At 55.9% G+C, this 18,340-nt stretch carries 17 protein-coding genes; 8 read left to right on the forward strand and 9 right to left on the reverse strand.

The window, feature by feature from the left end:
• Window positions 1–124 precede the first annotated feature (124 nt).
• The 5 genes from dps to ybiO all read left to right on the forward strand — a co-directional run bounded on the left by dps (window position 125) and on the right by ybiO (window position 5,556).
• Window positions 125–628: a DNA starvation/stationary phase protection protein Dps gene (dps, locus tag AC1MDE_RS09495; protein ID WP_038647945.1), complete on the forward strand. Its 504-nt coding sequence runs from the start codon at window positions 125–127 to the stop codon at window positions 626–628.
• Window positions 629–948: 320 nt separating this feature from the next.
• Window positions 949–1,695, forward strand: a complete 747-nt coding sequence (glnH, locus tag AC1MDE_RS09500) for a glutamine ABC transporter substrate-binding protein GlnH (protein WP_058961948.1) — start codon at window positions 949–951, stop codon at window positions 1,693–1,695.
• 85 nt (window positions 1,696–1,780) lie between these two features.
• A complete protein-coding gene (gene glnP / locus AC1MDE_RS09505) occupies window positions 1,781–2,440 on the forward strand; it encodes a glutamine ABC transporter permease GlnP (protein ID WP_038647949.1) in 660 nt (219 codons plus the stop codon).
• On the forward strand, window positions 2,437–3,159 hold the full coding sequence (gene glnQ / locus AC1MDE_RS09510; RefSeq protein ID WP_480344506.1) for a glutamine ABC transporter ATP-binding protein GlnQ: 723 nt from the start codon (window positions 2,437–2,439) through the stop codon (window positions 3,157–3,159). Before glnP ends, glnQ begins: the two co-directional genes overlap by 4 nt.
• Before the next feature lie 162 nt (window positions 3,160–3,321).
• The gene (gene ybiO, locus AC1MDE_RS09515) at window positions 3,322–5,556 is read left to right on the forward strand and encodes a mechanosensitive channel protein (protein WP_479414938.1); all 2,235 of its coding nucleotides are present in this window, start codon (window positions 3,322–3,324) and stop codon (window positions 5,554–5,556) included.
• A 276-nt stretch (window positions 5,557–5,832) separates the two neighbouring features.
• Here the strand turns inward: ybiO and rlmF are convergent, their stop codons facing one another.
• Window positions 5,833–6,759, reverse strand: coding sequence for a 23S rRNA (adenine(1618)-N(6))-methyltransferase RlmF (gene rlmF / locus AC1MDE_RS09520; protein WP_479398158.1), 927 nt, complete (start codon window positions 6,757–6,759; stop codon window positions 5,833–5,835).
• A 234-nt stretch (window positions 6,760–6,993) separates the two neighbouring features.
• On the opposite strand from rlmF, the gene AC1MDE_RS09525 reads away from it, so the two are divergent.
• A complete protein-coding gene (locus AC1MDE_RS09525; RefSeq protein WP_038647961.1) occupies window positions 6,994–7,623 on the forward strand; it encodes a flavin reductase family protein in 630 nt (209 codons plus the stop codon).
• Window positions 7,624–8,283: 660 nt separating this feature from the next.
• Here the strand turns inward: AC1MDE_RS09525 and AC1MDE_RS09530 are convergent.
• The 7 genes from AC1MDE_RS09530 to hutI form a co-directional block, all read right to left on the reverse strand.
• Complete coding sequence (locus AC1MDE_RS09530) at window positions 8,284–9,768, reverse strand: HAL/PAL/TAL family ammonia-lyase (RefSeq protein ID WP_479398156.1); 1,485 nt, start codon at window positions 9,766–9,768, stop codon at window positions 8,284–8,286.
• Window positions 9,765–10,565, reverse strand: coding sequence for an ABC transporter ATP-binding protein (locus AC1MDE_RS09535; RefSeq protein ID WP_034820922.1), 801 nt, complete (start codon window positions 10,563–10,565; stop codon window positions 9,765–9,767). Before AC1MDE_RS09535 ends, AC1MDE_RS09530 begins: the two co-directional genes overlap by 4 nt.
• A gap of 1 nt (window position 10,566) precedes the next feature.
• Entirely contained in the window at window positions 10,567–11,295 is a 729-nt protein-coding gene (locus tag AC1MDE_RS09540; RefSeq protein WP_160834666.1) for an ABC transporter permease, read from the reverse strand.
• 11 nt (window positions 11,296–11,306) lie between these two features.
• Entirely contained in the window at window positions 11,307–12,026 is a 720-nt protein-coding gene (locus AC1MDE_RS09545) for an ABC transporter permease (protein ID WP_034820926.1), read from the reverse strand.
• Between the two features lie 12 nt (window positions 12,027–12,038).
• Complete coding sequence (locus AC1MDE_RS09550; protein WP_058962211.1) at window positions 12,039–12,890, reverse strand: transporter substrate-binding domain-containing protein; 852 nt, start codon at window positions 12,888–12,890, stop codon at window positions 12,039–12,041.
• Window positions 12,891–13,321: 431 nt separating this feature from the next.
• Window positions 13,322–14,113, reverse strand: a complete 792-nt coding sequence (gene hutG / locus AC1MDE_RS09555) for an N-formylglutamate deformylase (RefSeq protein ID WP_479402771.1) — start codon at window positions 14,111–14,113, stop codon at window positions 13,322–13,324.
• Window positions 14,110–15,327, reverse strand: coding sequence for an imidazolonepropionase (hutI, locus tag AC1MDE_RS09560; RefSeq protein WP_480344507.1), 1,218 nt, complete (start codon window positions 15,325–15,327; stop codon window positions 14,110–14,112). Before hutI ends, hutG begins: the two co-directional genes overlap by 4 nt.
• A gap of 85 nt (window positions 15,328–15,412) precedes the next feature.
• Between hutI and AC1MDE_RS09565 the strand changes: the two genes are divergently transcribed.
• Window positions 15,413–16,768 carry a formimidoylglutamate deiminase gene (locus AC1MDE_RS09565; RefSeq protein WP_480344508.1) on the forward strand — a complete coding sequence of 452 codons (1,356 nt, stop codon included), beginning with the start codon at window positions 15,413–15,415 and terminating at the stop codon, window positions 16,766–16,768.
• Window positions 16,765–17,304, forward strand: a complete 540-nt coding sequence (locus AC1MDE_RS09570) for a HutD/Ves family protein (RefSeq protein ID WP_480344509.1) — start codon at window positions 16,765–16,767, stop codon at window positions 17,302–17,304. Before AC1MDE_RS09565 ends, AC1MDE_RS09570 begins: the two co-directional genes overlap by 4 nt.
• On the opposite strand, the gene hutC is transcribed toward AC1MDE_RS09570, so the two are convergent.
• Entirely contained in the window at window positions 17,288–18,043 is a 756-nt protein-coding gene (hutC, locus tag AC1MDE_RS09575) for a histidine utilization repressor (RefSeq protein WP_034820947.1), read from the reverse strand. The genes AC1MDE_RS09570 and hutC overlap by 17 nt on opposite strands.
• Window positions 18,044–18,340: the final 297 nt, after the last annotated feature.

The following is an 18,340-nucleotide window of genomic DNA, read 5'->3' on the forward strand; positions in this document are numbered from 1 at the left end:
CCGCGCAACATTAAGGTTTATCTATTCCTGTCATCGGTTTAAACAATCCGGCATAGCCAAAAAACTGCTGCTATACTTATTCCCGTGCTTGATTAGGACAACCATCAATTAGAGGATATTAATGATGAGTACCGCAAAACTGGTTAAAACTAAATCGTCTGATCTCATTTACACCCGTAATGATGTTGCTGATAGCGATAAGAAAGCGACCATCGAGGTGCTCAACCGTCTGGTAGTGGAGTTTATTGATCTGTCACTGATCACTAAGCAGGCGCATTGGAATATGCGCGGCGCCAACTTTATCGGTGTGCATGAAATGCTGGATGGCTTCCGTACTGCCATCACCGATCATCAGGACACCATTGCAGAGCGTGTTGTACAGCTCGGCGGCGTGGCGCTGGGTACCACTCAGATCGTCAACGACAAGACGCCATTAAAAAGCTATCCGCTCAACATCCATACCGTTCAGGATCACCTGAAAGCCCTTGCCGATCGTTACGCGATTGTCGCGAACGATACGCGTAAGGCCATCAGTGAAGTAAGCGATGAAGACACTGCCGACATTTTCACGGCAGCATCGCGTGATTTGGATAAATTCCTGTGGTTCATCGAATCCAACATCGAATAATGTCAGTTACAGCGAAGGCGGGATATCCCGCCTTTTTTTATATCTGTAACATTTTGGTGCTTTTTTTGACGTTGTTAACAAAATCTTAATCCTGCCTTTCCCTTGCACAGCCCTTGGTGCACACTGTGCCTGCACCACCACAGTACGATGCACTATTTTGGTGACCCATATTAGTGCAGACTTTTCGACTACAGCAAAATCGCTTCAGCCAGGCCCTGCATCCTGCTGATTTCGACCAAAATGAAAAGTTGGCATAATTTTTTCATATGAATAGCCGTACATCAGGCCATCAGGTCTGAAGGGTAATAAGGAAAATAATGATGAAGTCTTTGATTAAAGTCTCCGTGGCAGCCCTGGCGCTGGCCTTCTCGCTTTCTTCCACTGCAGCAGATAAGAAACTGGTCGTTGCGACCGACACCGCATTCGTTCCTTTTGAATTCAAACAGGGCAACGATTACGTTGGTTTCGATATCGACCTGTGGGCCGCTATCGCCAAAGAACTGAAGCTGGATTACACTCTGAAGCCAATGGATTTCAGCGGCATCATCCCAGCACTGCAAACCAAAAACGTTGACGTGGCTCTGGCCGGCATCACCATTACCGACGAGCGCAAAAAAGCCATCGACTTCTCTGACGGCTACTACAAAAGTGGTCTGTTAGTGATGGTGCGTGAGAACGAAAACAACATCAAAGGCATCGACGATCTGAACGGCAAAGTGGTTGCGGTGAAGAGCGGTACCGGTTCTGTTGATTACGCAAAAGCGCACATCAAGTCTAAAGATCTGCGTCAGTTCCCGAACATTGACAACGCCTACATGGAGTTGGGCACCAACCGTGCTGACGCCGTGCTGCACGACACGCCAAACATCCTGTACTTCATCCACACCGCCGGTAAAGGTCGCTTCAAAGCGGTTGGCGAGTCTATCGAAGCTCAGCAGTATGGTATCGCTCTGCCAAAAGGCAGCGATGACCTGCGTAACCAGATTAATGGCGCGCTGAAAACCCTGCGCGACAACGGCACGTACAACACAATTTATAAAAAATGGTTCGGCAGCGAGCCAAAATAATTCCGGCCTAAGCCGATTTTTCCAGCAGGGAGCTTAGTCTCCCTGCTTTTTACATTTCCATTGCAACAGATTTTGGAGTTACACCATGGAGTTTGACTGGAGCGTCATTTGGCCAGCCCTGCCGATTTTGATCGAAGGCGCCAAAATGACCCTGATAATTTCCGTACTCGGCTTAATTGGCGGGTTAATCATTGGTTTAGTCGCCGGTTTCGCGCGCGCGTACGGCGGATGGATCGCCAATAATATCGCGCTGGTGTTTATCGAGCTGATCCGCGGTACACCAATCGTGGTGCAGGTGATGTTTATTTACTTCGCCTTACCGATGGCCTTCCCGGACCTGCGTATCGATCCGTTTACCGCCGCCGTGGTCACCATCATGATTAACTCCGGTGCCTATATCGCGGAAATCACGCGTGGTGCCGTGCTGTCGATCAACAAAGGCTTCCGTGAAGCAGGCCTGGCGCTGGGTCTTTCCCGCCGTGAAACCTTACGTTACGTCATCATGCCGTTGGCACTGCGTCGTATGCTGCCGCCGCTCGGTAACCAGTGGATCGTGAGTATCAAAGATACCTCGCTGTTTATCGTGATCGGCGTGGCGGAACTGACCCGTCAGGGCCAGGAAATTATCGCCGGAAACTTCCGCGCGCTGGAGATCTGGAGTGCCGTTGCGATTATCTATTTGGTTATTACGTTGGTGTTGAGCTTTGTACTGCGCCGTATTGAGAAGAAGGTGAAAATCCTGTGATTGAATTTAAAAACGTCTCTAAAAACTTCGGCCAGACCAAAGTCCTGCATGACATCAACCTGAAGATCAATCAGGGCGAAGTGGTGGTGATTATCGGGCCATCTGGCTCAGGTAAATCGACCCTGCTGCGCTGCATCAACAAGCTGGAAGAGATCACTACCGGTGACCTGATCGTTGATGGCATGAAAGTTAACGATCCTAAAGTCGATGAGCGTCTGATTCGTCAGGAAGCGGGCATGGTATTCCAGCAGTTCCATCTGTTCCCGCAGATGAGTGCGCTGGATAACGTGGCTTTCGGCCCGATTTGCGTGCGCGGTGCGAAGAAGGACGACGCACAGAAACTGGCACATGAACTGTTGGGTAAAGTCGGCCTCGCCGAGCGTGCGCACCACTTCCCTGCCGAACTGTCCGGTGGTCAGCAGCAGCGTGTTGCCATTGCTCGTGCGCTGGCGGTGAAACCGAAGATGATGCTGTTTGATGAGCCAACCTCTGCACTCGATCCAGAACTGCGCCATGAAGTGCTCAAGGTGATGCAGGATCTGGCCGAAGAAGGCATGACGATGGTCATCGTAACGCACGAAGTGGGCTTTGCTCAGAAAGTGGCTTCGCGCCTGATCTTCATTGATAAAGGCACCATCGCGGAAGATGGCAACCCGGATGAGTTGATCACCAACCCACCGAGCGATCGTCTGCGCGAGTTCCTGCAGCACGTGTCATAAATGACGAGGCGGCTGTAAAGCCGCCTCTTCTTCCGTAAAGAAATTTCCTTTCAGAATCTTCACCTTCCATCACTGACTATACTTTTTTTCTTGTGCCGTTGTGCGTTGCTCAAGGAGAAGGTCATGTCGTTTGCCCGCCCATCATGGTGCCCTACCATATGGATGCTGATCTGTCTGTTCCTCGTTCCCACCGCAAACGCGGTCAATCTACCGCAGGCCGCCGTCGCCGCTCAGCAAACGTCAACGCCCGCTGCCAGCACTACCGCTGCAGGTGAGCCGACGCTGGAAGATAAAAAAGCCGCTTATGCCGCGCTGGCCAATATTCTGGAAAATAACGACTCGCGTCAGGAACTGATCGATCAGTTGCGTCAGGCCGCCACCAGCAAAGCCAGTAATGAACAGCCGGTATTGGCTCCACCGCAGGCCGATCAGGAAGATCCCACGGTACTGGAGAGCGTCACCAACGTTACACGCGAATATGGAGGCGCCGTTGCCTCGCAGTTTGTCCGTTTGCACGACAACATCGTTAACGCACCGCACAAATCCTTTAATCAGCAAACCTTCTTCAATGCACTGAAGTATTTCGCCGGGCTCGCCGCTACCGTTTTTGCTTTCTACTGGTTCACGCGGCTGATGATGTATCCCGTGTGGCAGCGCATGGGCCGCTGGGGGCGCAATCATAATCTGGATCGCACCAAGTGGCTGCATCTGCCTGCCACCATTATCGTCGCCTTTCTTCTCGACTTAGTGCTTCTGGCGCTGACGCTGTTTGTTGGTCAGATCATCAGTGACAACTACCACAACAACAATCGCACCATTGCCTATCAGCAGGGGCTATTCCTCAATGCCTTCGCGTTGATTGAGTTTTTCAAAGCGGTGTTGCGATTGATATTCTGCCCACGCTTCCCCACCCTGCGCTTCTTTCATCTTTCCGATGTGCGTGCCGCTTACTGGAACACACGTCTTAGCTGGCTCAGCGGCATCATCGGTTATGGTTTGCTCGTGGTGGTGCCGATTGTCGGCAATCAGGTGAATATGCAAATCGCTGCGTTGGTGAATGTGTTGATCATGTGCATCATGACTGGCTGGGCGCTGTGGCTGATTTTCCGCAACCGACGCAATATCCACGACGAGTTATCGCGTTTGGCCGATCGCAGTATGAGCTTCTTTGCCTTGTTTATCCGCGCCTTCGGTATGGTGTGGCATTGGCTGGCGAGTGCCTACTTTATTGCGCTGTTCCTGTTCTCGATCTTCAATCCGGGTGACAGTCTGAAGTTTATGATGTCGGCCACGGTGCGCAGCATGGCGATTATTGTTATCGCCGCGCTGATTTCCGGCATGCTAACGCGCTGGATTGGCAAAACGCTGACGCTGTCGCCGGATCTGCGTCGTAACTATCCGGAACTGCAAAAACGCGTCAATGACTGGGTGAAAGCACTGCTAAAACTGGCGCGTGTGATCACCGTGTTCGCCACGCTATTGCTGCTGCTCAATGCCTGGAATCTGTTTGATCTCTGGCACTGGCTCACGCTGGGAGCCGGGCAGAAAATGGTGGATGTGCTGATTCGTATCGTGATGATTTTGCTGCTCTCCGCCATCGGCTGGACGCTGCTGGCCAGCCTGATCGAAAGCCGTCTGGCTTCGGATTCACACGGAAGGCCGATGCCCAGCGCACGTACGCGCACCTTACTGACGCTATTCCGTAATGCGCTGGCGGTGGTGATCAGCACCATCACCATTATGATTCTGCTGTCAGAAGTGGGTGTTAACATCGCGCCGCTGTTGGCGGGTGCCGGGGCGCTGGGTCTGGCGGTGTCGTTCGGTTCGCAAACGCTGGTGAAGGATATTATTACCGGTATCTTTATTCAGTTTGAGAACGGTATGAATACCGGCGATCTGGTGACAATTGGCCCGATCACCGGCACGGTGGAGCGCATGTCAATTCGCTCCGTCGGCGTGCGTCAGGATACCGGCGCATATCACATCATTCCGTGGTCTTCGATTACCACTTTCGCCAACTTTGTGCGCGGTATTGGCTCGTTTGTCGCCAACTATGATGTAGACCGCAGTGAAGACACCGAGCGTGTGAATGCGACCTTGCAGGCAGCGGTGAAGGAGTTGCTGGAGAATCCGGATATTCGCGGCATGGTGATTGGCGAACCGAGTTTTTCCGGACTGGTGGGCCTGACCAACCAGTCCTTTACCGTGCGCGTGTCGTTTACCACCCAACCGCTGAAGCAGTGGACAGTGCGCTTTGCGCTGGATGACAAGGTGAAGAAGCATTTTGATGCCGCAGGGATTAAAGCGCCGCATCAGACGGTGGAAGTGATGCAGACAGGCAACGATGTGGGGTCCGCGGCCACGCTGGCAGCGCTGCTGCCGCCCAATCCATCATAAAAACTCGTTGGTTGAAACCTTAGGACACCGGATTAAACGCTTACATTCGCGGGCTAAGACTCGCCCCTGCATCCGAACACATGCAGGCTGCAACCTTTAACCGTCAGTCTCAACGCAAGAACTCAAGTGGGATATTTCCAGTGCTCGCCTCAATGTTCAACCGATGTGGACTACGGTCTTGAGTCCGTACGATTCAGCACAAATATTTAAATGAGCGATCCCGAGTTCGCACCCACTAACGACACAATGTGGAATGTGGCCTCAGGATTCGCTGGTTCAGCGCGCGAAGCGTTTAGTGCGCGCGGCTGGCGGCAGGAATGTCCAGCCGATAAAGCGGCTCTGTTTCTGCCCCTGTGCCATCTCGATGATGCGCACTTCCTCAACCTCGAGATCGCGCAACTGATCGCGCAACGCAGGCAGGTTCTCCTTGCGCGAAACCAGTGAGGTAAACCAGACAATACGATCGGCATAGGCCACGCTTTCATCGATCATCTTACCCACGAACTGACGCTCGCCGCCCTCGCACCACAGTTCCTTGTGTTGACCGCCAAAGTTGAGCGGTGCATTTCTACCTAAGCCCAGATTGCGTGTTTTACGCTGACCGACCATCGCTGCTTCCTGCGCCGAACCATGGAATGGCGGATTGCAGAGCACGGCATGATAGCGTTCATTTTTGTGCACCACACCGGCGAAAATGGCGGACTCGTCTTTCTGACGACGCAGACGCACGCCGCGCTGCAAGCCGGGATTGCTCGCGACAATCTGGTTTGCCGCCGTGATGGCTTCCGCCGTAATATCGGTGCCGGTAAAGCGCCAGCCGTACTCCGCATGCCCGATCAATGGATAAATGAGGTTGGCCCCGCAACCGATATCCATCACATCGACATCGCGTGGCACTTTGCCGCCGTTGTCACTGGCCAGCAAATCAGCCAGCGCATGCACATAGTCAGCACGGCCCGGTACGGGTGGCGTCAGGTAGCCTTCCGGTAGCTGCCAGTTCAGGTTATAAAACAGCTTAATCAGCGCCTGATTGAGCAGCATTACCGCTTCAGGATCGGCAAAATCCACCGACAACTCGCCGTAGCCATTTGGACGGACTTTCACCGCCAGCGGCGGATGAGCCGCGGTCAGAGCAGCAAAATCATAACGGCCCTGATGGCGATTACGGGGATGGAATGGCGAGGTGGCGGTTGGCTTGTTCATAGATTCTCCGGATAATAGCGCGGGCGTAAGATACGCTGGATGGCGGCATCGCACAATCCGCTTACACGATTATCTGTATTGCATTTAAACCTGATATCCCAAAATTGAGTCCAAAATAATTCGTGCTGCAGCAAGCTGCCGTTATGGTCATCCGCTAGCATTTCCTGATGATAGCGACAGGAATGCCATAACAGCGTTGCGGTGCGAAGTTTAACAGACGAGCCAGGAGCGCTAATGCGACAACGTTATACTTATCAGCCAAGGAGCGGGCATGGTTTGCCACACGATCCGCTGAACGCCATTGTTGGTCCTCGCCCGATTGGCTGGGTGAGTTCGCTGAGCGCCAGTGGCCAGCGCAACCTGGCCCCGTACAGTTTCTTTAACTGCTTTAACTATCATCCGCCGATCATTGGTTTTGCCAGTAGCGGCTGGAAAGACAGTGTGCGCAATATCAGTGAAAGCAAAGAATTCGTCTGGAATCTGGCCACGCGCCCGCTTGCCGAAGCGATGAATGAAAGCTCTGCGTCAGTACCGCCTGAACAAGATGAGTTCGCGCTGGCGGGATTGACGCCGATTGCCGCCTCGCACGTGAACGTCAGTATGGTGGCAGAGAGCCCGGTGAACTTTGAGTGCCGTCTGACGCAGCTGATTCGCCTGCAGGATGTGCAAGGCACTGAACTGGAGAGTTGGCTGGTGTTGGGTGAAGTGGTGGCAATTCATATTGATGAGACGCTGCTGGAAGATGGCATTTACCAGACCGCTAAGGCACAACCTATTCTGCGAGCCGGCGGCCCATCGGCGTATTACGGCATCAGTGAGGATTTGCGGTTTGATTTGGTGCGCCCGGATGCGCGCCGCGGTTAAATTGTGTGGGTTGGCGGTTGCGGTTGGACTGCGGGTTTGAATGCAGTTTGAATGCAGTTTGAATGCAGTTTGAAACACGAGTTTGGATTGCTGACTGAAATACGGGTTGGCTTAAAACCGAGTTAACGCTGGCTGGGGGCGCAGGGGGGCTGGCGTCCTCGCGCCGCTGACGCGGTTCCCTCACTTCGTTCGTCTGCCTCACGGAACGGCGGGGATGGCACATCCCTGTGCCGCCCCGCCTTCCGCCCGCGTCCTGCGGGCTATCCTGGCAGACTCACTCTGCTCGGCGCTGCGGATTGCCCGCCCCCCTGCGCCCCCAGCCTGCTCATAAACTTTCGTGCATGTTATCAAAAACAGCACAAGTGTTAGTGGCCGTAGCACCTCTGATGCTGCAAGGGCTATCCGCAGCGCTGAGGCTTTTACGTTGGGCCAGGAGATCCACGCAGGGATGCGTGGATCAGTTCGGGGCCGACCAGGGATGGTCGATCCCCGAACGTTCCGTCGGCACGACGTGGAAGCCGAGGGCACCGCGCCAGCGGCGCGAGGACTGCCCGGCAGCAGCAGAGGTGCTACGGCCCGCACCCACACGCATTCAGCAGTTAAGCAGTTAAGCAGTTCAGCAGTTCAGCAGTTCAGCAGTTCAGCATCGCTTAAGAGCACTCAGCAAACACCGTTCTTCATCACCTCAACTGCCCGGGCAATTTCCGGTGCCAGCCAGCGATCTTCCTGCCAGTTCGCCACCTCTGCCCGCAAACGGCGCAACGCCTGTTTCGTCCCTTCCGCCAACTCCGCCTCGCCATGGAAATCCAGCGCCTGCGCCGCCAGCAGATATTCAATCGCCAGAATCTGCCACACATTCCCCACCAGCTTCAGCAGTTTCAACGCAGCCCCAGTACCCAAGCTAAGATGATCCTCCTGCAAACCCGAGGTCACGTAATTATCCAGCACCGCCGGTTGTGCCAACTGACGGTTCTCCGCACACAACGACGCCGCCACGTACTGCGCAATCATCATGCCGGAATTCACGCCCGGCTGCGCCACCAGGAACGCCGGTAAACCGCTGACCAGTGGATTCACTAAACGATCCAGACGTCGCTCCGCAATGCTGCCAACCTCCGCCATGGCAATGGCCAGTAAATCGGCCGCCATCGCCACCGATTCACCGTGCGGATTGGCCTGCGACACCACACGCCAGTTATCCACGGTGCCGAGTACCAACGGATTATCGGTACAGGCATTCAACTCGGTATTCACCTGTCGCGCGGCGTGATCAAACTGATCGCGGCTGGCACCGTGTACCTGTGGCATCGAACGCAAACTCAGTGCATCCTGGGTGCGCACACCTACGCTTTTTGCCAGCAGTGGGCTGTCGCTCAGCAACTGACGCAAACGCAGGCCACTCACTTGCATGCCAGGACTGGCTTTCAGCGCAATCACTTCGGCATCAAACGCCACTAACTGCCCGCGCAGCGCCTCAAAGCTCATTGCGCCGGTCACGTCGGCCCAATCCAGCAAGCGCATCGCATCATCCAGCGCCAGACAAGACAACCCGGTCATACACGGCGTGCCGTTCACCAGGCTCAAGCCCTCTTTCGCGCCAGGTCGATAAGGCGTTAATCCAGCCTGCGCCAGCGCTTGCTCTGCAGACACGATCTGTTGCTGATACTCAACATCGCCCACGCCAATTAGCGCGAGTCCGATATGCGCCATATGGCTGAGATAGCCCACTGAACCTTGCGACGGCACCTGCGGCGTAATCTGATGATTCAGCAGCGCCAGCAAATGCTGCACCAGTGCCACGGAGACGCCCGATTTGCCATGGCTATAGTTCGCAATCGCCGCACACAGAATGGCACGCACCTGTTCACGCGCCAGTAATGGGCCCACGCCACAAGCGTGACTCAATAGCGTATTACGTGACAACTGGCTCAGCTGCACTTCCGGCAAAGTGATATTGCACAGCGCCCCCAGCCCGGTATTGATGCCATAAGCGATATGCCCGCTGGCCACAATCTGCTCGACGATCTCACGCCCCTGAGCAATACGCTGCCAGGCGCTGGCGCTTAACGTCAGTTCGGCATTGTGCCGTGCCACCTGCACCACATCCTGCCAGGAAAGCGTTTCATCGCCCCACACTAATGTCATGCTGGTTGCTCCGTGTGATGGCTCTGATGGCTGGAGATAAACTGCTTAAAGCGCTGCGAGCCTTGTGCGCCAAACATCTCTTCCGGCGTCCCCTGACAATCAATGGTCCCCTGATGCATAAACACCACCCGGTTGGAAACGTTACGCGCAAAGCCCATTTCGTGCGTCACCACCAACATGGTGCGCCCCTCTTCCGCCAGGCTGCGCATTACTTTCAATACTTCGCCCACCAGCTCGGGATCAAGTGCTGAGGTTGGCTCATCAAACAGCATCACTTCCGGGTCCATCGCCAGCGCGCGGGCAATCGCCACACGCTGCTGCTGGCCGCCGGAAAGCTGTGCCGGATAAAAATCTTTGCGATTCAACAGGCCAACGCGATCCAGCAACTGCTCCGCCTGGGCAATGCAGCTTTTCTTATCGCGCTTCAGAACATAGTGCGGCCCTTCAATCACGTTTTGCAGCACCGTCATATGCGACCACAGGTTAAAACTCTGGAACACCATGCCCAGACGCGAACGCAGGCGCTCAATCTGTTTGGGATTGGCCGCCAGCTGATGACCACGCGCATGGCGCTTCATCTCAATGGTTTCACCACCGACGCTCACCACGCCAGCATCTGGCGTTTCCAGCAGGTTGATACAGCGCAATAAGGTACTTTTACCCGAGCCGCTGGCGCCGAGAATTGAGATAACATCGCCTTGATGCGCCTGCAGCGAAATGCCTTTCAGTACTTCCATTGCGCCAAAGGATTTATGGATATCGGTGGCGCTTAAGGTTACGGGGGATGTGGATTGCATATCACTCTCCGGCAAGCGGTTTAACGGCGGGTAACGGCTTTTTTTCAACGCGATGCACCGGGGTTAAACGGCGTTCTAACAACGCGTAAAGCTGGACGATAATAAAGTTGAGGATCAGATAAATGGCGGCGGCGCAGATAAACACTTCCATGGTGCGATAGGTACGCTGAATGATCTGCTGCGCCACACCAGTGACATCCCACACAGTAACCAGACTGGCCAGCGCCGTGGACTTCACCAGCAGGATCGCTTCGGTGGAATACGCGGGCAATGCATAACGCAGCATGATGGGCGCGATGATGCGACGCAGCAGCAGCCAGCGCGACATGCCGCAGGCCAACCCGGCTTCGACCTGTCCGGGTGGCACCGCCAGTAAGGCACCACGCAGGATTTCAGCGGTATAAGCCGCGGTGCACAGCGACAATGCCAATACCGCGCAGGTAAAGGGCTCGCGCAGGAACGGCCAGACAAAACTATGGCGGATCACGCCAAACTGCCCCAATCCGTAATAGATCAGGAACAGCTGGATCAGCAGCGGTGAGCCGCGAAACACCAGAATGTAGCCGCGCGCAAAGCCGCTCAGCACCCGCCAGCGGCTCATGCGCAGTGACAGAATGCCGATAGCGAAAATGCCACCGCAGAGAAAGGCACTGATAAACAGGCCGAGCGTCACCGGCAGCGCGGCGCTCAGCTTGAGAAAGGTATCGGTCAGAAAGGCGAAGTCAATCATACTGCTGCTCCTTAATGCTGTGCCGCAGTGCGACTTTGCCACGCGCGTCCAAGGCGAGACTCTGCCCGGCGGAACGCATGATTAGACAGCAGCGTCAGCACCAGATAGCAGCCACCGCCAATCAGATAGAAAGTGAAGTAATCGCGCGTGGATCCCGCCGCCACCTGGCTGGCACGCATCAGCTCGACGATGCCGGTCACCGACACCAGCGCCGAATCTTTCAGGCTCATCTGCCAGACATTTGACATGCCTGGCAGCGCATAGCGCACAATCTGCGGCAGCAAAATGCGCTGGGCAATACGCCAGCGCGGCATGCCGATCGCGACTGCCGCTTCCACTTCACCTTTGGCCAGCGCCAGACGCGCCGCACGATACACCTCACCTTGATAGGATCCAGAGATGAGCCCGATTGCCAGTGCACCAATCAGGAACGGCGGCGCTTCGATAAAACCATCCGCGCCAAACATCTGTCCCACCAGGGTAATCAGGCCCGATCCGCCAAAATAGAACAGGTAGATCACCAGCAGTTCCGGGATGCCGCGAAACACCGTGGAATAGGCTTCACCCAACCAGCGAACCCAGCGCTGCGGCGACAGTTTCGCTGCCGCCACGCCGGAACCGACCACCGCGCCAATCATCAACGCCGCCAGCGACAGCAGCAGCGTGGTGAAGGCAGCCCCCAAAATCAGGCGGCCCCAGCCATCAGCACCAAAACTCAGCAGGCTCATCATCTTTCACCTCACTTACGGGGTTACGTCAGTTTTAAACCACTTCTCACTCAGCTTTTTCACGGTGCCATCGGCCAGTGCGCCTTTAATGGCCTCGTCGAGTTTGGCTTTCAGATCGTTGTCAGCCATGCGCACGCCCATCGCCTCGCCCTCACCCCAAATCGGGCCACCCAACTGCGGGCCACTGAAGGTCAGGTTGCTGTTCTCTTTGCGCGCCAGCATCGATTGCGCAAAGGTCACATCGTCGAATACCGCATCAATACGCCCCGCCTGAAGATCGAGAATCGCATCTGCTGAGGAAGTGTATTCGCGCACGTCGGCGACATCTTTGAAGTACTTATCAATAAAGGGCGTGTAAACCGTGCCGGACGCGATACCAATGGTTTTGCCTTTTAACGCCGCTTTCAGTGGTGCAATCGCGGTGTTGATCTCTTTCTCATCGTCATGCAGCTTGATGATGTTGTGATCGGCCGGCATCAGCGGGCTGTCTTTGGTGGTGATAAAGGTGGCGGGAGTCGACGCGTAAGGCACGGTGAAATTGACCACTTTTTTGCGGTCCGGCGTGATGACGATCGCATCCATGATCACGTCATATTTGCCAGCATTCAGTCCGGCGATCATGCCGTCCCAGTTTTGCACCACCAGCTTGCACTGGATGCCCATGCGCTTACACAAGTCTTCCATCAGTTCAGGTTCAAAGCCGCCTAACTTGCCGCCCGGCAGCGTCAGGTTCCAGGGTTCATAGCTGCCTTCGGTAGCGATGGTGATCGATTTCCACTCTTTGGCCTGAACAGCAACACCGCTAATCATCAGGCTGGCAAACAGGGTCGTGAGGCAAAAACGGCGAATCGGGGCACGGTGCGTCATGCGGCTTCTCCTGGTCATTAATCGAATTGGCTGTCTCTGTTGGCTGATACAGCGCAGATGACATTTCATGTATATACAAGTTAGCTTGCGGCAGATCATTGTCGGCATAAGCTTTTTGTGAGCCAGCCAGAATAAAAAGTGATAATTACCACGTGGTCTTTACTTGTACATACAACCTAGCAAGCGGTGTGCCAGATCGGCAGAGGCGGCGGAATCAGGGAATGGTCACGGCACGGACGTATGGATGCACATTTTTGGGGCGCAATTGCACTGTTATAGGGATGTCAGGGTTTAAGATGGAAGCGAGATGGGGATGGCGCGTGGCATGAGTTTGCACTTCAACACCCATAAAAAACTGCCACTTTTGAAGGTGGCAGTCTGATGCAAATCAGCCCTGGCAAGCACGACGTCTTCCCATACGACTCAGGCAATTAACGCGGCTTTCCGGCCTGTAAAAATGCCTGCATCATCGGTTTCAACACTTTCTGCAGCTGCGCGGCGCGATCCTGCTGCCAGGCAAACGGCGGGGTTTCATCCATATAATTCAGCTGCGCCAGTTCGAGCTGTACGGCCTGTACGCCCTGCTGCGGCTGACCGTAGGCACGCGTAATATAGCCGCCTTTGAAACGACCATTAACCACCCAGCTGTAATCGCTTTGCGCGACACAAACCTCTTTAATCGCTTCGATCACCGCTGTCGAGCAACTCTCACCACTGTTAGTGCCAATGTTGATATCCGGCAACTGACCATCAAACAAGCGCGGAATCACCGAAGCAATAGAGTGGGCGTCAAACAGCAGTGCATAACCGTGTTCAGCTTTCATTCGCGCCAGCTCTTGCTGGATCTGCTGGTGATACGGCTGCCAGATATTATCGAGATAACCCTGACGCGCGGCGGCGCTGGGGGTTTTCCCCTCGGCGAAGGTCGGCGTGCCGTCAAACAGCGTCTCAGGATAGAGGCCGGTGGTGGCGGTGGTGTACAGCGGCTGGTTATCCGGCGGACGATTCAGGTCGATGACAAAACGTGAGTAGTGGCCAACCAGCACGCTGGCCCCTAAATCACGCACAAAATCGTAAAGCAGCGGAATGTGCCAGTCGGTATCTGGCAAACCGCGTGCCGCGTCGCTTAATCCGGCATCCACTTCAGGCGTTAACTGGGTGCCCGCATGCGGGATGCTGACCAGCAGCGGCAGCTTACCGGCGGTGAAATGAAAAGGTGTCATTGCGCTTCTCCACGATAGATAACCTGGCACGGCAATTCGCCGCCCAACCAGTAAACCAGTTCTGCCGGACGCGCCAGCGGCCAGTGCACAAAGTTTGCCACCTTGCCGGCCTCAAGCGAACCGTGCGAATGCTGTAATCCCAGCGCTTTCGCCCCCCACAGGGTCACACCCGCCAGCGCTTCTTCCGGGGTCATGCCAAATAGCGTGCAGCCCATATTGAGCATCAGACGCAGCGACAGCGCCGGAGAAGTACCGGGATTGGCATCGCTGGCCAGCGCCATTGGCACGCCGTGTTTGCGGAACAGATCCACTGGTGGGCGTTGGGTCTCGCGCAGTAGATAGAACGCGCCCGGCAGCAACACCGCAACGGTGCCGTGTTGCGCCATCGCTTGCGCATCGGCTTCGGTGGCGTATTCAAGATGATCGGCTGACAAGGCGCCGTATTCAGCCGCCAGCGTGGCGCCGCCGAGCGCGGACAACTGCTCAGCGTGCAGTTTAACCGGCATCCCCAGCGCTTTGGCTTGATCAAACACCGCGCTAACCTGCTCAGGGGAAAAGGCGAGATGTTCGCAGAAGGCATCGACGGCATCCGCCAGCCCTTCCGCTTTCACCTGCGGTAACAGGCGATTGCAGATGATATCGATCCAGCCTTGTGGGTTTTCTTTAAACTCGGGCGGGAAGCCGTGCGCGGCAAGGCAGGTGGAGAGCACATCGGCGGGCACCGTTTCCGCCAATTCGCGGATGGCGCGCAGCATGGTCAGCTCGCTGGTTTCATCGAGGCCATAACCCGATTTAATCTCCACTGTAGTGACGCCTTCTGCCAGCAATCGATCCAGACGCCAGCGCGCGCTTGCCACCAACTCCTGCTGTGATGCCGCGCGGGTAGCACGCACCGTGGAGAGAATACCGCCGCCCTGCGCTGCGATCTCGGCATAGCTGACGCCGTTCAGACGCTGTTCGAACTCCTGGCTGCGATCGCCGCCAAACACCAGATGCGTATGGCAATCGACCAGACCCGGCGTGATGATGCCACCGTCAAATTGCTGCTGCGTACGCGGGGCAAAATCCGGCAGTTCATTGCGCGGTCCTACCCAAATCAGCTCGCCGTTATCCACCGCCAGCGCACCGTCGGCAATCAGGTTATAGTGCCCGTCTCGCATGGTGACGATATCGGCCCCCAGCCACAGGCTGTCGATCTGCTTCGCTTCTGCCATCCCACTCCCCTTCACGTCTGACGATTTACAGTGCGTCTTAAAGTATGTATATGTATATACAACTTTCCGCCCTAAAGGATCAACCATGGCCGTTTTTTTTGCCCCACGCGCGCTGCTGGCCGACGGCTGGCATGAAGACGTATTGATTACCACTGACGCATCCGGACAGATTGCTGAACTTACCCCTGACAGCACGCCAGGCAGCGCCACTCGCCTTGCTGGCACGGTGCTCCCTGCTATCGCTAACCTGCATTCGCACGCCTTCCAGCGCGCCATGGCCGGGCTGGCTGAAGTGGCGGGCGATCCGCAGGACAGCTTCTGGACCTGGCGCGATCTGATGTACCGCATGGTGCAGCGCCTGTCGCCTGAGCAGGTCGGCGATATCGCCACCCATCTCTACATCGATATGCTGAAAGGCGGCTATAGCCAGGTGGCGGAATTCCACTACTTGCATCACGATGCGCAGGGCAAACCCTATGCCGATGACGCGATGCTGCTCAACCTGATTGCCGCCGCCGAGACGGCCGGGATCGGTCAGACGTTGCTGCCGGTGCTTTACAGCTTCAGCGGATTTGGATCGCAACCCGCCAGCGATGGCCAGCGCCGTTTCATCCAGCAGACCGATGCTTATCTGCAACAACAGCAACGCGCAGCGCAATGGAGCGCCAATAAACCGCTGCTTAATCATGGCATCTGTTTCCACTCGCTGCGCGCGGTGAATGAAACCCAGATGCGTGAAGTGCTGGCCGCCAGCGCTGCTGATGTGCCGGTGCATATTCATGTGGCGGAGCAGGAAAAAGAGGTGAATGACAGTCTGGCGTGGAGCGGTGAACGTCCGGTGGACTGGCTCTACAATCGCTTCGAGGTAGATCAGCGCTGGTGCCTGATTCATGCCACCCATCTGGACGACAGCGAAATCCAACGCATGGCGGCCAGCGGTGCGATTGCCGGACTCTGTCCGACCACCGAAGCCAATCTTGGCGACGGCATCTTCCCGGCGGTGGAATACATTGCCCAGGGTGGACGCTGGGGCATTGGCTCGGACAGCCATGTATCGCTCAGCGCGCAGGAAGAGCTGCGCTGGCTGGAGTACGGTCAGCGCCTGCGCGATCGTCGTCGCAACCGAATCACCCTGCCCCATCAGCCTTCTGTGGGCGATCTGCTGTGGCAGCAGGCGGCACAAGGCGGTGCGCAGGCGTGCGCCATCAACACCGGTGAACTGGCGGTGGGCAAACGCGCCGACTGGCTGGTGCTGGAAAACGATGCCTTCCTGGGCAGCGTGAGTTCAGCATCACTTCTTAACCGCTGGCTGTTTGGCGGTAGCCAGAGCCAGATCCGCGATGTGTTTGTTGCCGGTAATCAGGTGATCAGCGAGGGCCATCATCCCGCTGAAGAAGCCGCAGCCGCGCGCTTCGCCCAGGCCATGAGTGCACTGCAATGAGAACGTATTTCGACTACAGCCAGCTGCCCGTGAGCCGCTGGCGCAACGGCGGCGGCGAAACGCGTGAAATCGTCAGCTTTCCGCCAGGTGAGGCAGAGTTTGGCTGGCGCGCCAGTATTGCCACCATCGATGCTGACGGACCTTTCTCGCCGTTCCCCGGTATCGATCGTGTGATCACGCTGCTGAATGGCGATAGCGTGGTGCTGCGCAGCGAGAACGTCGAACACGCGTTGTTGCCGCGTCAGCCGTGGGCATTTCCCGGGGAATGGTCGATTGAGGCACAGATCAGCGGCAGCTGTCAGGATTTCAATATCATGACGCGCCGCGACAGCTGGCAGGCGCAGGTGGAGGTTGTGCAACACGCCGCTACCAGCCAACACGGTGTCGCGTGGGTATTATCCGGCGAATGGCAGAGTACGGACGGCAAACGCATCACGGGTAATCAGGGAATGTGGTGGCTGGATGAAGAGACGCAGCTGGCACCGCGAACCTCGGATGCCAGCCTGCTGTTTGTGGTGCTTAGCCGTGTCCTCTGAAACGCCCCAGTAACTTATAGCGCGAGCCTGGATAGAGCAGGCGCGCGTAAGTCACAATCTTGTTGTCGCTCCAGGTCTGACGACGAATCAACAAGCAGGGTTCGTGCTCATCCAGCGCCAGATGTTTACGCTGGCGCAAATCGGGCAGGACCGCTTCCACAATATGCTCACCGGCGGTCAACGGCGCCACACGCATCAAATAGGTGTAGGGCGTCAGTTGATGATAATCCTGACTGAGGTAATCCGGCGCCACCAGCGGGTTGACCAGACGATCTTCCAGTTGCACCGGCATATCGTTTTCGTAGTGCACAATCAACGAATGATACAGCGTCTGCCCGGTGGATAAGCCCAACACAGCGGCCTGCTCCGGATCGGCCTTCATCTGCCCAATCGACAAAATTTTGCAGCTATGGCGATGACCACGCTGGGCAATTTCATCGGCGATGTTATGCACTTCCAGCATCGCGGTGTAACCCTTCATCTCCGCGACAAAGGTGCCCACACCCTGCATACGCACCAGGAACCCTTCACTGGTGAGTTCACGCAGTGCGCGGTTAATGGTCATGCGGCTCACGCCCAGCTCGTTAACCAGCTCACTTTCGGACGGTACGCGCTGATTCGCTTTCCAGTGACCTTCACGGATCTGGCTGACGATCGCCTGTTTCACGCGCTGATAAATCGGTGCTGGCTCATCGCCCATCGCTGCGGCCAGCTGCGCTATTGCCGTTTGCTCCGCCATATCCTGTTCCTTTTCCGAATAATGCCCAAAGTTTACTGTCTCAGCACGTAAATGTATATACATCCAATTGTGCAGACAGCCCGTTAACAGTGCAGCGTTCTCCCTGTTTCGGTGCAATGCGGCTGCGGCTGGATGACACATCCCGCATTGCGGCGCATTTCACAGAATCCAATCAATCTGGCACAGCCCTTGCTACTTGTATAGACAAGATTAGACACTTATGCTTCACTCAGCTCATTCAATGGTGCTACCCCATGCCACATCGCAAACTCAGGGCTTGCAGGTAGTACCCGATCA

This window comes from Pantoea folii (assembly GCF_056678875.1).

Excerpts from the sequence above, each read along its gene's own strand:
- dps (WP_038647945.1), top strand. The coding sequence starts at position 125 with ATGAGTACCGCAAAACTGGTTAAAACTAAATCGTCTGATCTCATTTAC.
- glnH (WP_058961948.1), top strand. The coding sequence starts at position 949 with ATGAAGTCTTTGATTAAAGTCTCCGTGGCAGCCCTGGCGCTGGCCTTC.
- glnP (WP_038647949.1), top strand. The coding sequence starts at position 1,781 with ATGGAGTTTGACTGGAGCGTCATTTGGCCAGCCCTGCCGATTTTGATC.
- ybiO (WP_479414938.1), top strand. The coding sequence starts at position 3,322 with ATGCTGATCTGTCTGTTCCTCGTTCCCACCGCAAACGCGGTCAATCTA.
- rlmF (WP_479398158.1), bottom strand. The coding sequence starts at position 6,759 with ATGAACAAGCCAACCGCCACCTCGCCATTCCATCCCCGTAATCGCCAT.
- AC1MDE_RS09525 (WP_038647961.1), top strand. The coding sequence starts at position 6,994 with ATGCGACAACGTTATACTTATCAGCCAAGGAGCGGGCATGGTTTGCCA.
- AC1MDE_RS09530 (WP_479398156.1), bottom strand. The coding sequence starts at position 9,768 with ATGACATTAGTGTGGGGCGATGAAACGCTTTCCTGGCAGGATGTGGTG.
- AC1MDE_RS09535 (WP_034820922.1), bottom strand. The coding sequence starts at position 10,565 with ATGCAATCCACATCCCCCGTAACCTTAAGCGCCACCGATATCCATAAA.
- AC1MDE_RS09540 (WP_160834666.1), bottom strand. The coding sequence starts at position 11,295 with ATGATTGACTTCGCCTTTCTGACCGATACCTTTCTCAAGCTGAGCGCC.
- AC1MDE_RS09545 (WP_034820926.1), bottom strand. The coding sequence starts at position 12,026 with ATGATGAGCCTGCTGAGTTTTGGTGCTGATGGCTGGGGCCGCCTGATT.
- AC1MDE_RS09550 (WP_058962211.1), bottom strand. The coding sequence starts at position 12,890 with ATGACGCACCGTGCCCCGATTCGCCGTTTTTGCCTCACGACCCTGTTT.
- hutG (WP_479402771.1), bottom strand. The coding sequence starts at position 14,113 with ATGACACCTTTTCATTTCACCGCCGGTAAGCTGCCGCTGCTGGTCAGC.
- hutI (WP_480344507.1), bottom strand. The coding sequence starts at position 15,327 with ATGGCAGAAGCGAAGCAGATCGACAGCCTGTGGCTGGGGGCCGATATC.
- AC1MDE_RS09565 (WP_480344508.1), top strand. The coding sequence starts at position 15,413 with ATGGCCGTTTTTTTTGCCCCACGCGCGCTGCTGGCCGACGGCTGGCAT.
- AC1MDE_RS09570 (WP_480344509.1), top strand. The coding sequence starts at position 16,765 with ATGAGAACGTATTTCGACTACAGCCAGCTGCCCGTGAGCCGCTGGCGC.
- hutC (WP_034820947.1), bottom strand. The coding sequence starts at position 18,043 with ATGGCGGAGCAAACGGCAATAGCGCAGCTGGCCGCAGCGATGGGCGAT.